This window comes from Mycobacterium sp. (assembly GCF_035623875.1).
In the GTDB taxonomy this organism is placed as follows: Bacteria; Actinomycetota; Actinomycetes; order Mycobacteriales; family Mycobacteriaceae; genus Mycobacterium.
In genome coordinates this window covers 72,877-86,189 of record NZ_DASPSP010000167.1, presented here as the reverse complement: position 1 = coordinate 86,189, position 13,313 = coordinate 72,877, and the positions used below count along the sequence as shown (strand labels likewise).

General features: G+C 65.4%; 14 protein-coding genes. 4 read left to right on the top strand and 10 right to left on the bottom strand.

The window, feature by feature from the left end; translation table 11 throughout:
* The 7 genes from octT to VEI45_RS13900 all read right to left on the bottom strand — a co-directional run.
* Positions 1-653: diglucosylglycerate octanoyltransferase (gene octT, locus VEI45_RS13930; protein ID WP_324854100.1), on the bottom strand; the 653-nt coding region annotated here is incomplete at its 3' end.
* Positions 643-1,326 (bottom strand): glucosyl-3-phosphoglycerate phosphatase, encoded by a 684-nt coding sequence (gene gpgP / locus VEI45_RS13925; protein WP_324854098.1) that lies wholly within the window; start codon positions 1,324-1,326, stop codon positions 643-645. The genes gpgP and octT, both read right to left, overlap by 11 nt.
* Positions 1,323-1,712, bottom strand: coding sequence for a ribosome silencing factor (rsfS, locus tag VEI45_RS13920; RefSeq protein WP_324854096.1), 390 nt, complete (start codon positions 1,710-1,712; stop codon positions 1,323-1,325). Before rsfS ends, gpgP begins: the two co-directional genes overlap by 4 nt.
* Positions 1,709-2,329: a nicotinate-nucleotide adenylyltransferase gene (gene nadD, locus VEI45_RS13915; RefSeq protein ID WP_324854094.1), complete on the bottom strand. Its 621-nt coding sequence runs from the start codon at positions 2,327-2,329 to the stop codon at positions 1,709-1,711. Before nadD ends, rsfS begins: the two co-directional genes overlap by 4 nt.
* Before the next feature lie 64 nt (positions 2,330-2,393).
* Positions 2,394-3,836, bottom strand: coding sequence for a VWA domain-containing protein (locus VEI45_RS13910; protein WP_324854092.1), 1,443 nt, complete (start codon positions 3,834-3,836; stop codon positions 2,394-2,396).
* Positions 3,837-3,845: 9 nt separating this feature from the next.
* A complete protein-coding gene (locus VEI45_RS13905) occupies positions 3,846-4,721 on the bottom strand; it encodes a MoxR family ATPase (RefSeq protein ID WP_324854090.1) in 876 nt (291 codons plus the stop codon).
* Positions 4,722-4,742: 21 nt separating this feature from the next.
* Positions 4,743-5,990 carry a glutamate-5-semialdehyde dehydrogenase gene (locus tag VEI45_RS13900; protein WP_324854088.1) on the bottom strand — a complete coding sequence of 416 codons (1,248 nt, stop codon included), beginning with the start codon at positions 5,988-5,990 and terminating at the stop codon, positions 4,743-4,745.
* Between the two features lie 297 nt (positions 5,991-6,287).
* On the opposite strand from VEI45_RS13900, the gene VEI45_RS13895 reads away from it, so the two are divergent.
* The gene (locus VEI45_RS13895) at positions 6,288-6,479 is read left to right on the top strand and encodes a hypothetical protein (RefSeq protein ID WP_324854086.1); all 192 of its coding nucleotides are present in this window, start codon (positions 6,288-6,290) and stop codon (positions 6,477-6,479) included.
* On the opposite strand, the gene VEI45_RS13890 is transcribed toward VEI45_RS13895, so the two are convergent.
* Both VEI45_RS13890 and VEI45_RS13885 read right to left on the bottom strand, forming a co-directional pair.
* On the bottom strand, positions 6,436-7,824 hold the full coding sequence (locus VEI45_RS13890) for a mechanosensitive ion channel family protein (RefSeq protein WP_324854084.1): 1,389 nt from the start codon (positions 7,822-7,824) through the stop codon (positions 6,436-6,438). The genes VEI45_RS13895 and VEI45_RS13890 overlap by 44 nt on opposite strands.
* Positions 7,821-9,887 carry an adenylate/guanylate cyclase domain-containing protein gene (locus VEI45_RS13885; RefSeq protein WP_324854114.1) on the bottom strand — a complete coding sequence of 689 codons (2,067 nt, stop codon included), beginning with the start codon at positions 9,885-9,887 and terminating at the stop codon, positions 7,821-7,823. Before VEI45_RS13885 ends, VEI45_RS13890 begins: the two co-directional genes overlap by 4 nt.
* 249 nt (positions 9,888-10,136) lie before the next feature.
* On the opposite strand from VEI45_RS13885, the gene VEI45_RS13880 reads away from it, so the two are divergent.
* Genes VEI45_RS13880 through VEI45_RS13870 form a run of 3 tightly spaced genes read left to right on the top strand, consistent with a single transcriptional unit; the run spans position 10,137 to position 12,505 of the window.
* Positions 10,137-10,994 carry a ribokinase gene (locus VEI45_RS13880; RefSeq protein WP_324854082.1) on the top strand — a complete coding sequence of 286 codons (858 nt, stop codon included), beginning with the start codon at positions 10,137-10,139 and terminating at the stop codon, positions 10,992-10,994.
* Between the two features lie 45 nt (positions 10,995-11,039).
* Complete coding sequence (locus VEI45_RS13875; protein WP_324854080.1) at positions 11,040-11,882, top strand: enoyl-CoA hydratase/isomerase family protein; 843 nt, start codon at positions 11,040-11,042, stop codon at positions 11,880-11,882.
* Between the two features lie 2 nt (positions 11,883-11,884).
* Entirely contained in the window at positions 11,885-12,505 is a 621-nt protein-coding gene (locus VEI45_RS13870; protein ID WP_324854078.1) for an isoprenylcysteine carboxylmethyltransferase family protein, read from the top strand.
* Here the strand turns inward: VEI45_RS13870 and VEI45_RS13865 are convergent.
* A complete protein-coding gene (locus VEI45_RS13865) occupies positions 12,502-13,308 on the bottom strand; it encodes a GntR family transcriptional regulator (RefSeq protein ID WP_324854076.1) in 807 nt (268 codons plus the stop codon). The two genes, VEI45_RS13870 and VEI45_RS13865, sit on opposite strands and share 4 nt — an antisense overlap.
* Positions 13,309-13,313 lie beyond the last annotated feature (5 nt).

Genomic DNA, 13,313 nt, shown 5'->3' with positions numbered 1-13,313 from the left:
TGGATACCGTCGGGGTTGCCTCGACCACTCATAACATGCTCGGCCACCGCCGATTTCAGGTCAACCAGCGGGATGTCGTGCTGCTGAGCCCATTGGGTGATCGCCCCAACCGTGCCGGCTCGGCCATGATGGGCCTTTCCGTAAGTCTCGGCGATGTGCACCGACGGCAGCGACGCCACGATCGGGATCCCGGGCCGATTGAAATCGATTGCGCCGCGGGTCTGTTCGAGGTATTCGGCGGACAGGTGGGGTGGCAGCGCGGCTCTGGCCACCGGAGACAGCCGCGGCTGCACCCAACCGTAGCCATCGCGGACCCATCGCCGCAGCCACGGCGGTCGCACGTAACGGATGAGCTCACGCAACGCGGTCGGCAACGGCGACGGCAGCGAATCCATTCCGCCTGTCGCGAAGATCACCGCCCCGGCGCGGGGCAGCGCCGCCCAGGCCCGCGGGTCCTGGGTGGCCGCCCACCACACATCCCGACACGTCCAGCCGATGCGGCCGATCAGCTCCAGATCCCAATTTAGCTGCGAGGCAACAATGTTGGGCCAGATGCGCGGATCGTCTGCAGGCAGGCCACCGGTTGGTCCGTAGTAGGCCAGTGAATCGGCGAAGATCAGCAGCGCCGGACGCGGCAATTGCTCAGAGGACATCGGCGGTGACCTGTGCCGATGCGTTCCACACGTCCAGACGCCACCGAATGTCGTCGCCGGCATAGGCGCCGTTCTGCGCATCGCCGGAGTGCCCGGCCAGCTGCGTCCAGCTGGCGTTGCCCATGCCGCCCAGCGCGGGCCAGTTGGCGACCGGCAGCCGCAGCAGCGCCGCGGTCAGGGCCGCGATCAGCCCGCCATGCGCGACCAGCACCACCGGTCGCGCCGGTTCCTCGTCGGCACCCCATTCGGGCTCACCGGTGACCAACTCGGTGATCAACGGCAGGCTGCGCGTGGCCACATCGACCCTGCTCTCGCCGCCGTGCGGTGCCCAGGTCGCGTCCTCGCGCCAGGCCAGCCGGGCACCCGGTGCTTTCGTGTCGATCTCGGCGTGCGTCATGCCCTGCCAGTCGCCGAGGTGGGTCTCGCGTAACCGCTGGTCAACCCGCACCGGCAAGCCCATACGCTCCCCCAGCGCGACTGCGGTGTCGTATGCGCGTCGCAGATCCGACGACACGATGAGCAGCGGCTGGCGTTTGGCGAGCGCCTCGGCTGCGGCGACCGCCTGGGCGCGGCCCAGCTCACTTAGCTCGGTGTCCAGCTGGCCCTGCATTCGACTGCCGAGATTGAAGTTCGTCTGCCCGTGCCGCAGCATCACCAGGCGGCGCGTCGTCATGACCGGCTCGCAGAGCTCTGGGGGTTTTCGGACAAGTCCACTAACACCACCGGGCAGTCACCCCAAAGCCGGTCCAGCGCATAGAAGTTGCGTTCGTCTTGGTGCTGGATGTGCACGACGATGTCGACGTAGTCCAGCAACGTCCAGCGGCCTTCGCGGGCACCTTCGCGGCGCGCGGGCTTGTAGCCGGCCCGACGCATCTTCTCCTCGACCTCATCGACGATCGCGTTGACCTGCCGTTCGTTGGACGCCGAGGCGATGACGAAGCAGTCGGTGATGACCAGCTGACCGGAAACGTCGATGACGACGACATCATCCGCAAGCTTCGACGCCGCCGCGCCCGCGGCGACGGTAGCCATCTCGACCGCCTCCGAGGTGGCCGTCACGTGTCGTCCCGGGGTTTGCGGTACAGCTCGCGCTTGGAGATGTACTGCACCACGCCGTCGGGCATCAGATACCACAGCGGCCGCGACTCTTGCGCCCGCCGACGACAGTCCGTCGACGAGATTGCCAGCGCCGGGATTTCCACCAAGGTCAACGCGTCGTCGGGCAGGCCGTCGAGGACATCGGCGAGATGTTCGCGGTCCAGCTCATAGCCGGGCCGGCTGACCCCGACGAACCGCGCCATGGCGAAGAGTTGCTCCAAGTCCTGCCACGACAAGATGGCGGCGAGCGCGTCGGCACCGGTGATGAAGTACAGGTCGGCGTCAGGGTTGAGCGCGTGCAGATCCCGCAGGGTGTCCTTGGTGTAGGTGGGCCCGCCGCGGTCGACGTCGACCCGGCTCACCGAGAAGCGGGGATTGGCCGCGGTCGCGATCACCGTCATCAGATACCGGTCTTCGCCGGCGCTGACCCGGCGTTGCTTCTGCCAGGGCTGACCGCTGGGCACGAAGACGACTTCGTCCAGATCGAACAGATAAGCGACTTCGCTGGCCGCGACCAGGTGGCCGTTGTGGATGGGGTCGAAAGTTCCACCCATCACTCCCAGCCGCCGCTTTCGCATGGTTTGCCAGCTTACTGGAGCGGCGCCGCACACCCGATTCCCGCAAGCGTCCTTGCTGGCCGGGCTAGACGGGCAGCAGCTGGTCGATCACCGCCGCCAGCTGCTTGGCGGAGCGGCATTCGTGCATGGTGATCACCTCTTGGTAGCGGGGCACCGCCGAGTCGCCGCTGCCCCACAGGTGCTTGGGCTCCGGGTTGAGCCAGTGCGCGTGCCGGCTGGCGGTGACCATGTGGGCCAGCACATCGGTGGCCGGGTCGCGGTAGTTGGTGCGGCCGTCGCCGAGCACCAGCAACGAACTGCGCGGTGACAGCACGTTCGGATGCGCCTGGATGAACGAGACGAACGCGTTGCCGTAATCACTGTGGCCGTCGCGGGTGTAGACACCGGCCTCCCGGGTGATGCGCTGGATCGCCACGGCCAGGTCGGCGTCCGGGCCGAACATGTGGGTCACCTCGTCGGCGGTGTCGATGAAGGCGAAGACCCGAACGCGGGAAAATTGTTGGCGCAGTGCGTGCACCAGCAGCAGGGTGAAGTGGCTGAAGCCGGCGACCGACCCCGACACGTCGCACAACACCACCAGTTCGGGGCGCGCCGGGCGCGGTTTGCGCAGCACCAGGTCGATCGGCACGCCGCCAGTGGACATCGACTTGCGTAACGTCTTGCGCAAGTCGATCGCCCCCGCGCGGGCACGGCGCCGACGAGCGGCCAACCGGGTGGCCAGGGTGCGGGCCAGTGGCTGCACCACCCTGCGCATCGCACGCAGCTGTTCGCCTGAGGCGCGCAGGAATTCGACGTTCTCGGCCAGCTGTGGGATTCCGTACATCTGGACGTGGTCACGGCCGAGTTGCTCGGCGGTGCGCCGCTTGGTCTCGGCGTCGACCATTTTGCGCAACTGGGTGATCCGCTGTGCGGCAAGCGCTTTGGCGATCTGCTCCTGGGTCGGCGTGGGCTCGTCGCCGTAGGGAGCGAGCAGTCCGGCCAACAGCTTGCCTTCCAGTTCGTCCAGCGCCATCGCCTTGAGCGCCTGATACGACGAGTACGACGGGCCGCGGCTTGAGTTGTACTTGCCGTAGGCGTCGACGATTTGGGCGATCATCGCCAATAGCCGCTCGTCCATGTCGGCGAGGTCGGCATTGGCGGTGAGCAGATCCAGTAGCATCTGCCGCATCGCCTCGACGTCGTCGGGTGGCAACTGGATTTCGGGATCGGCCTCGGCCTCCTCCGTCACGACGGCACGTGCACCCAGCGCGGCGGGCCACCACAGGTCGAACATCGCGTCGTAGGTCTCGCGGTGCTCGGGCCTGCGCAATACCGCGCAAGCGAGCCCCTCGCGCAGCACCTCGCGATCACCGAGGCCAAGGACCGCCATCACTTTGCCGGCATCCACCGTCTCCGATGGTCCAACCGAAATGCCTTGCCCGCGAAGCGCTTCGACGAAACCCACCAGATGACCCGGCAGGCCGTGCGGAGCAAGCGGATAGCTGGGGCGAACGCGGCGAACGGTCATCTGTGCGCCCTAGTTCAGCCGAAGTTCGCCGGTCGCGCGCTGCTGATCGGATTGGTGTTTGAGCACCACGCCCAGCGTCGCGGCGATGGTCGCATCGTCGATGGTGTCCATGCCGAGCGCGAGCACCGTCCGTCCCCAGTCGATGGTCTCGGCCACCGACGGCAGCTTTTTGAGTTGCATTCCGCGTAGCACCCCGATGATGCGCACCAGCTCGTCGGCGATGTGTCCGGGCAGTTCGGGGACGCGGGACAGCAGGATACGGCGTTCCAGCTCGGGGCTGGGGAAGTCGATGTGCAAAAACAGGCAACGTCGCTTGAGGGCCTCGGACAGCTCGCGGGTGGCGTTGGAGGTCAGCACCACGAACGGCGCCCGCTCAGCGGTGATGGTGCCCAGTTCGGGGACCGTCACCGCGAAGTCGGAGAGCACTTCTAGCAGCAGACCCTCGATTTCGATGTCGGCCTTGTCGGTTTCGTCGACCAGCAGCACCGTGGGCTCGGTGCGCCGGATCGCGGTCAGCAGCGGCCGCGACAGCAGAAACTCCTCGCTGAACACGTCCATCTTGGTCTGGTCCCAGTCTCCGGACCCGGCCTGGATGCGCAGAATTTGCTTGGCGTGGTTCCACTCGTAGAGCGCGCGGGCCTCGTCGACGCCTTCGTAGCACTGCAGGCGAACCAAACCGGATCCGGTAGCCTGCGCGACGGCGCGGGCCAGCTCGGTCTTGCCGACCCCGGCGGGTCCTTCCACCAAGAGCGGCTTGCCGAGCCGGTCGGCGAGGAAAACCGCAGTGGCGGTGGCAGTATCGACCAGATAACCGGTTTCAGCCAGCCGCTGCTCGACGTCGTCGATATCAGCGAACAGCGGCACGGGCCGCGCGGGCACACTCACGTTGTGTTTCTCCTCAGCATGTCAGGCCGGGCGTGTCTGACCGTCTCCCCAGACGATCCACTTGGTCGAAGTCAATTCTGGCAGTCCCATCGGGCCGCGGGCGTGCAGCTTCTGGGTGGAGATGCCGATCTCGGCGCCGAACCCGAACTGCTCACCGTCGGTGAAGCTCGTCGACGCGTTGACCATCACCGCGGCTGCATCCACTCCTTCGGTAAACCGTTGAGCAGCGGCCATATTGGTGGTCACGATGGCTTCGGTGTGCCCGGTTCCGTATTCGTTGATATGCGCGATCGCCGCGTCGACACCATCGACGACCGCAACCGCGATCTCCATCGCCAGGTATTCGCGGCGTAAGTGCGCCTCATCGGGGTCGAGATGCACGGTCACGCCGGCGTCTTGCAGTGCAGCGATCAGCCGCGGCAACGCCTGCCCGGCGATCGCGGCGTCGACCAGCAACGTCTCGGCGGCGTTGCAGACGCTGGGCCGACGGGTCTTGGAGTTCAACAGGATCCGTTCAGCCATGTCGAGGTCGGCGGCATCGTGCACATAGACATGGCAGTTGCCGACACCGGTCTCGATGGTCGGCACTTGCGCATCTCGGACCACCGCGTCGATCAGGCCGGCTCCGCCACGCGGGATGACCACGTCGACCAGGCCGCGGGCCTGGATCAGATGGGTGACGGTCGAGCGGTCGGCAGCCGAGAGCAGCTGGACGGCGTCGGCGGGCAGGTCCTCGCTCAGCAGCGCAGCGCGTAACACGGAGACCAGCGCCTCGTTGGACTTCGCCGCCGATGCGCTGCCGCGCAGCAGTGCGGCGTTGCCGGACTTGAGCGCCAAACCGAACGCGTCAACGGTGACGTTGGGCCGGCCCTCGTAGACCATACCGATCACGCCGAGCGGAACCCGCTGCTGGCGCAGCGCCAGCCCGTTGGGCAGGGTGTAGCCGCGCAGCACCTCGCCGACCGGATCGGGCAGTCCAGCGACTTGGCCCAGTCCGGCGGCGATGCCCTCGACGCGCTTCGGGTCCAATGCCAACCGGTCGATCATGGCGGTCGGTGTCTGCGCTGCCCGCGCCGCATTCAGATCTTCGGCGTTAGCCGCCAGGATCTGATCGCAGCTAGCCACAATTGCCTCCGCGGCGACACACAGCGCCTGGTCCTTGGCGACAGTCGGCAAAGAGGCCAGCACTCGGGCCGCGACCCGCGCCCGGCGTGCGGCGTGGTGCACCTGTTGGCGCAGGTCGGGAGCCGACGGAGCATGCACACTCATTAACCCAGGGTATCGAGTTTCCTACGGCCCGGTTGACACGGCCCTAGTCGACGTTCGGGCGAACGCTTCGGCAGACCGAGATTTACCTCTCTGCGGCGCGGCAGGATGCGCTAGAAGGCGGCTGAAATCCCTTTGATCATCGCTATTCCGGCGTTGTGGGCAGTGATATTCGGCTGGCCTTTGGTCAATCGCGGCCGTGGCGCCAGGGCTGGGCAATATCGAGATGGCCAGGTTCGAGTTGTGCGCATCGCACCTGTAGGCGCCGATGTAGCTGGCCCACGACGGAAGAAGGTCGCAATGACGCGCCTGATTCTTGAATTCGTTCGGGCCTTACCGCTGGTAATCGCCTTCATCCTGACAGCCATGCTGGTGCAGACTGCCATGAGCCTGGCCGGTCCCTGGCCGCTGAAGGTCATTCTCGACAACGTGGTGGTCGCGAATGCACTTACGACCCCGGGCTGCCGACGCGCTTTCGCCGGTCTTCGATGATGCGGCCCAGCTCCTGAAGCAGTAAAGGTGACCGCATGACCACATCTTCGATGTGCTCGCGATCGATCTCCAGCGCAGTCACCTCTTCGAGCGCATACGCTGTAGACAGACTTGGTTGACGGGTCAGTGTGGTCAGCCCGAGGAATGAACCTTCTTCCAGCACGCTAAGTGACAGGACAGAACCGTCTTCGGCAGTGGTGGTCAGCCGGACGCAGCCGGTGATCAGAAATGTCATCGCGGTGGGCACTTTACCGGCGAATTGCACGACTTCGTCGGTGCCGTATCGAACGATTTTCGCGTGCGAGGTCAGGGACTGTTGATCAGTGTGACTCAACCGCAAGGCTGGCGCCACGACAGTTCGCATCGCCATCTGCACCCGTGCCGGTGTGGAGAAGTCGTCGTCGGCGCCGTCGAGGTGGAGGCCCTCACGCCGCGCCGCGTACCAGATCCATCGGAGGAATGTCGCTCGCGCCGCGCCGTCATCGGCGGGCGACTTCAACCCGATGGTGACGCGGTACTCGCCGCTACCGGCGGCCACTGCGGTCGGTGTGCTGTCGGCCTTGCATTGCGGCAGTGTGCCGGCGATCCGCGATAACAGATGTCGCACGCGGTCGGGCGGGTCGTCAGGAGAAAATATGGTTGTTATCTCCAGTTGGTGTGCGCCGGGCGGACGGCTGAGATTCGTGAACGAAGTAGCGGCCAGTACCGAATTCGGTGTGATCTGCAATCCGCGGTCGGTTTGGATGTGGACGGCGCGCCAGTTCGCTTCCACGATGCGTCCCCGCGCCGTCGGGGTGTCCAGCCAGTCGCCGATCCGGAAGGGTTGCTCGAACAACATGAACAGGCCCGACACGATCTGGCCGACGGAATTCTGCAGCATCAGGCCGATGACCACCGACCCAACGCCGAGCGCGGTGAACAGGCCGCCGATACGCACTCCCCAGACGTAGGACAAGATCAGCGCCAGGCCTACGGCGATCAGCAAAAGCCGCGTTACGTCCCGAAATATCGTCGGTACCCGCGCGCGCCAAGAGCCCTGCGGGGCGCTCTCGAACAGCGTGGCGTTCAGCCCGGACAACAGCAGTACCAGCACCAAGAAGCCGAATACCGTCGCGAGCATCCGCACCGAGTTGAGCCGCTCCGGAACCTGCGCCACCTTGACCAACAGCAGCAATAGCGCTGTCAGCGGCACCAGATAGCTGCGCAGCAGGTTGACCGGTCGGGCCAGAGCGCTCTGCCTGCGGGCGAGCGCGTGGTGCAACTCGGTGAGAGCGATCAGCGTGAAGGGCAGTCCGACGGTTAGCCCGACGGCCCAGTAAAACCAGGCTGCGTCAACGAATTTCACTTGCGCTCCGACAATCGCCAAATCGGCTGCTCCGAGCCGCCAACCGTGATGGTGCCTGCGGGCGTGAAGTGCCGAATATCCCGCATCACCTCGTACACCTCCGAGGTGACGTAGATCCCCGACTCCGTTGCACCGCTATGCATCTGGTGGGCCAGATTGACCGCGGCGCCCCACATGTCGTAGATGACGCTGGTCCGGCCGACAAGTCCACTGATGACGTTGCCGGTGTGAACGCCGGCCCGAACGCTGAGGTGCTGGCCCGTCCGGCTATTGAATCGCTCGATGACGCGTTGCATCTCCACGGCGAAGTCGATGGTTCGGGGCACGCTGTCCAGCCGCGGAACATTCAAGCCGCAGCTGGCGAGGTAGCCGTTGTGCACGGTGCGAACCGGCTCGACGCCAAGGGTTTCCGCCGCCGAATCGAGTTCCCGAATCAGCTCGTCGACCATCCCCACCAGTTCGTCACCCGATAGCTCGTTGGAGATCTCGTCGAGGCCGACGATGTCCGCGAAAATGACGGCGACGTCCTGGTGCTCTTGGGCGATAGTTTGTTCGCCTTCGCGGTAGCGCCGCACGACCGGCTCGGGCATCAACGACAGCAGCAGCCGGTCGTTTTCATTGCGCTGTTCGGTAAGCAGTTCTTCTTTGGTCTGCAGATTCCGGCTCATGTCGTTGAAAGCGACAGTGAGATCACCGATCTCGTCACGCGACGTCACCGGCATGCTCACGTCGTAATTCCCGGCGCTGATCGCCTGGGCGCCGGCCTGCAGCCGCCGGATAGGCCGCACGAATATCTGGGCAATCAGCATTGCCGCCACGCAGATGACGAAAACCAATGCCGCGGTGGTCAATATCAGTGTTCGGGTGAATGAACTGATCCGGTCGAAGGCTTCTGCGCTGTCCCTGGTCGCCAGGATCGACCAGCGCAGGTCCGAATTGGGCAGGTGGAGCGGGGCGTAGGCCGCGAGCTCCCGGTCTCCCAGGTAGCCGGTATCGACGACGGTTCCGGTCTGCCCGCGTTGGGCGGCGCGAACAGCCGCGGTCTCGACGGGTTGAACCAGCGTCGTGCCGTGCCACCTGATCGCCTGGTCGACGATGTCGGGCGGGGTTCCTGCCGCTTCGGCCTCGCGCCGGTATCTCTTGGGGTCCTCCAGAAACAACCGCGAGTCAGAACGCATTAACTTGTCCGGACCGGCCAGATACGTCTCCGCCGTCTCCCCCATGCCGGCGGCTTTCCAGCCCTTGTCGGCAGTCATGATCCGGTTGACTTTGGAGATCGGTAACGGCAGCGCCAGCACCCCCGCCGTCTTGCCCGCCGCGGTGATCGGCGATACCAGCCAGGCGATCGGCACCCCGAGTGCGGCCTGAAACGGCTGGAAGTCGGTGATCCACACGAAGTCCACCGAGTCGGCGGCCATTGCCTTTTCGTAGGCGCTGCGCAAGTTGGACTCGCGATACGGACCGGTCAGGATGTTGGTGCCCAGCTCGGGACCTTTGTTCACGCTGTAGACCACGTTTCCCCGGGTGTCGAGCAGAATGGCGTCCCGGTATTCGAAGCGGGTCGCGATCTCGCGAAAGTAGTTGTTGAAACGGGCATTCGCGGCCGACCAGGCGCTGCCGTCACCGGCATCGTCGAGCGAGGTTGAGGCGCCGAACGACGGCAGGGTGTAGTGGATTTGCAGATACTTCTGCGCATTGCTGTCGGGCAGCACCGCATTGATACTCAGCTTATCGCCGGTCGCCTGCTGAATCGGTTTGATTAGCTTGTTGTTGTAGAAGTTCACCAGCGACTGTTGTTGGCCGGGGTCGATCGTCGCATTAGCCAGTTGGTCGAAGCCGTCGGTGAACGCCTGCACCGCCTCGACGGCGGTCGACCCGCTGCTGTAGACAATCAGCGAATTCGTCAGGTCCGCGAACAGCATCTCCATTGCCCGCTTCTGTGCCTCACGCAGCTGGATCATTCGTTCGGACTCGGCAGGCAACAGGGCGTGACGGGCGGATATGAACTCGACGACGCAAATGACCGCCAACGACGCAAGGCTGGAAACCAGCAGCAGCACCATGATCTTGGACTGGATGCTTAACCTGGGCAGCACCCGCAAGTGTCGCCTACCCTTGCCGGCCGGGACCGTTTGGTCTTGCGATACCGGATCAGTTGAGAGCCGCGTCAATCGGCTTCCTTTCGCTGACGGGCCGGAAAAGTCCAGATCACGCAGCAGCGTAACGCGAACGGTGTACTGAAATTGGATTTGCCGAAAACCGTTATCAACGCGCCGTTGTGAAACCGCGCGCGACTCCATACCGTCGGCGGAATGACACGCGTATGCGTGGTGGGCAGCGTGAATATGGACATGGGGTTCGAGGTCGACGCCCTACCGCACCCGGGCGAGACGGTGCTGGCGACTACAACCCGATCGACACCCGGTGGTAAGGGCGCCAATCAGGCGGTGGCGGCAGCGCGTGCCGGAGCGCAGGTGCAGTTCGTCGGCGCGGTGGGTGACGACTCGGCGGCGACAGCCCTGCGCGAGCATCTGACCGCGAACGGCGTGGGCACCGACGGACTCATCACCTCGCCGGGTCCCAGTGGCAGCGCAGTCGTCGTGGTCGACTCCGCCGGCGAAAACCTCATCGTCGTCGCGCCCGGCGCCAATGGTCACCTGACGCTGCACTCCCCGGTGCTCCGCGGGCTGGCCGCCGACTGCGATGTGCTGTTGCTGCAGTTGGAGATTCCGGTCACGACAGCGACAGCAGCTGCCCGCGAAGCCCATTCGGCCGGAGCGACCGTCATCGTCAACGCCTCACCGTCCGGTGGGGACCCAGCCGAGCTGGCCGAACTGGCCGAGCTCACGGATGTGGTGGTGGTCAACGAAGCCGAAGCCGCGCACTGGGTTTGGCCAGTCCCGCATCGGGTGATCACCCGCGGCGCCCACGGCGCCAGCTATGCCGGCGACGGTCAGGAATTCAGCGCCACGCCGCCGGCCGTGGAGGTGATCGACACCTCCGGCGCCGGCGACGTGTTCGTCGGCGTGCTGGCAGCGGGCTGGGCCAACGGCCACGACCACGCGTTGCGCCGCGCCTGCGCCGCCGGCGCGCTGGCGACGCTGGTGCCCGGCGCCGGGGACTGTGCACCGTATTCCGAGGCGATCGACGAAGCGATTCTGCGGGACTGATCAAATACCAGAACCGAACGAATCGCGCCGCAAAGGAGAGACGCAATGCCGCCAACCCCAGCAGACCTGCCAGACAATGGCAGCCCACGCCCGCCCGAGGGTGACTGGCTGGGAACGCCTTATCTGACGTTTCGGCGCGACGGGCCGTTCGCGATCGTGACGCTGGACCGCCCGCAAGCCCGTAACGCCATGACACCGGCGATGTACTTCGGCATCCGCTATGCCGTTTCGCGGGTCGACGCCGACGCCGATCTGGCGGGGCTGCTCCTCACCGGAACCGGTGACGTGTTCGCGCCGGGCGGCGACCTGGGCGGTGGCGGAGCCGACAACTGGATGCAGTGGGGATCGGCGCTATCACTGGATGTGACCCCGTTCGACACGTTGCGGAAGTCGGCCAAGCCGGTGGTTTCCGCAGTCAACGGGCTGTGCCAGGGCGGCGGGCTGCAGATCGCCATGTGCAGCGACGTCGCCGTGGTCAGCGAGCAGGCAACCTTCCGAGTCCCCGAGTTGTACCGCGGTATCGCCGACACCTATTACAGCCAAATGCTGGCGCGAATCGTGGGCCCGATCCGCACCCGCGATCTGATGCTGACCGGGCGGACGTTGTCCGCGTCGGAAGCCGTCGAGTGGGGCATGGTCGCGCGGATGGTGCCGCACAACGAACTGATGACAGCCGCCAAGGAGGTGCTGGCGCAATGTTGCCGTACCGCGCCCGGAGCGCGACGGGTCGTCAAGTCCAGCCTGGATAACTACCTCGGCCTCTACGACCGCATCGGGATGGAAGCCAGCATCGAGAGCGCCGAGGCCGTCGAAGGCTTCGTCGCATTCCGGGAGCGCCGGTCCCCGAACTGGGTGCATCCCGACCTGCGCGTCGATGGACGGCTGTGACGATGTCTCCCGTTTCTGCGGCGGTGATCGCGCTGGCGTTGCTGATGGTGTTCGGTCTGCTCGGATTCGTCTGGCGCGCTTGGCTTCAACTTCGGCGAACGGGATCGACCGGGCTTCGCGGTACCAACGGCAGCATTGGCTCAGTGGAATGGGTCGCCGGGCTGGGCTTCGTCATCGCACTGGTCGTCGCGGTGATCGGCCCGTTGCTGCAGCTGTTCGGCATCATCACTCCGCTGTCCGTCCTGCACGCCGACGGAATTCAGACCGCGGGAATCGCGTTGGCCATGCTGGGCATCGTGTTGACGGTGTGGGCGCAGCTCGACATGGGAGATTCGTGGCGCGTCGGCGTGGACGAGAGCGAAACGACCGCACTGGTGCACACCGGCATGTTCGGGCGGGTGCGTAACCCCATCTACATGGCGATGCTCACATTTAACTTCGGAATCGCCTTGCTGACACCGAATTTCGTGACGATCGCCGGACTGATCCTCGCGGTCAGCGCGCTCGAGCTGCAGGTACGCCGAGTCGAGGAACCGTATCTGCTGGGCAAACACGGTGCGGCCTACCGTAGCTATACGGCCCGTGTCGGCCGGTTTCTCCCCGGCATCGGGCTGCTCCGTTAGGTCGAGCCGCGCCGCACGTCGTGAGCGATCGCCAGGCCGTCATCCGTTTGGAGTTCGGCGGCGGTCTGGCTCATCAGCACGCGACTCCGGTTGGGCGAGAGCAGGATCGATACGTAGTGATGCGGCGAACCCGCCACGAACGCCAGACGGTTGACGCGAAGCAGCGCCGAACCGATCGCAGTGTTGAGCAGACGCGCGTTGCGCGGACCCGCGATCTCCGCCGTGATCTCATGCTGCATCCGGTCGATGACGACACCGGCGGTGGAGAGCAACTCGTAAAGCGGTTTTCGGCGCAGCGCCGAGGTGCTCAGCGTATCGGCGAGACCCGTTGGCAGCCAAGCTTCAGTGACCATCAACGGCTCGTGGGTTCTGCGCTCGCGGCGCACCCGCAATATGTGCAGTATTTCGGCGGTCATCCCGAGCGCATCGCCAATTGAGGACGGCGGCGTTCGGAGGTCGTACTCCACCACGTCGATGGACGTCTGGAATTGCGCCTGCCGAAGACCGTCCATGTACGAGCCGACCGGAGGTGCCTGGTCAGATCGGCCGCGTTGACGGACGAACGATCCCACGCCTTGCCGGCGATCGATGTAGCCCTGCTCGGCCAGGTCGGCCAACGCCCGACGCACCGTAATGCGGGAAACGCCGAACTGGTCGCACAGCGCTTGTTCGGTCGGCAGCGCCGCGCCGGGAGCGAGCGCTCCCCGGGCGATCTCGTCATGCAACACCAAAAACAGCTGACGATGCAGCGGCACCCCGGCACCGGTGTTCACCGGTCCGACACCGCCGTCGGTCTCCTGCATGAGCA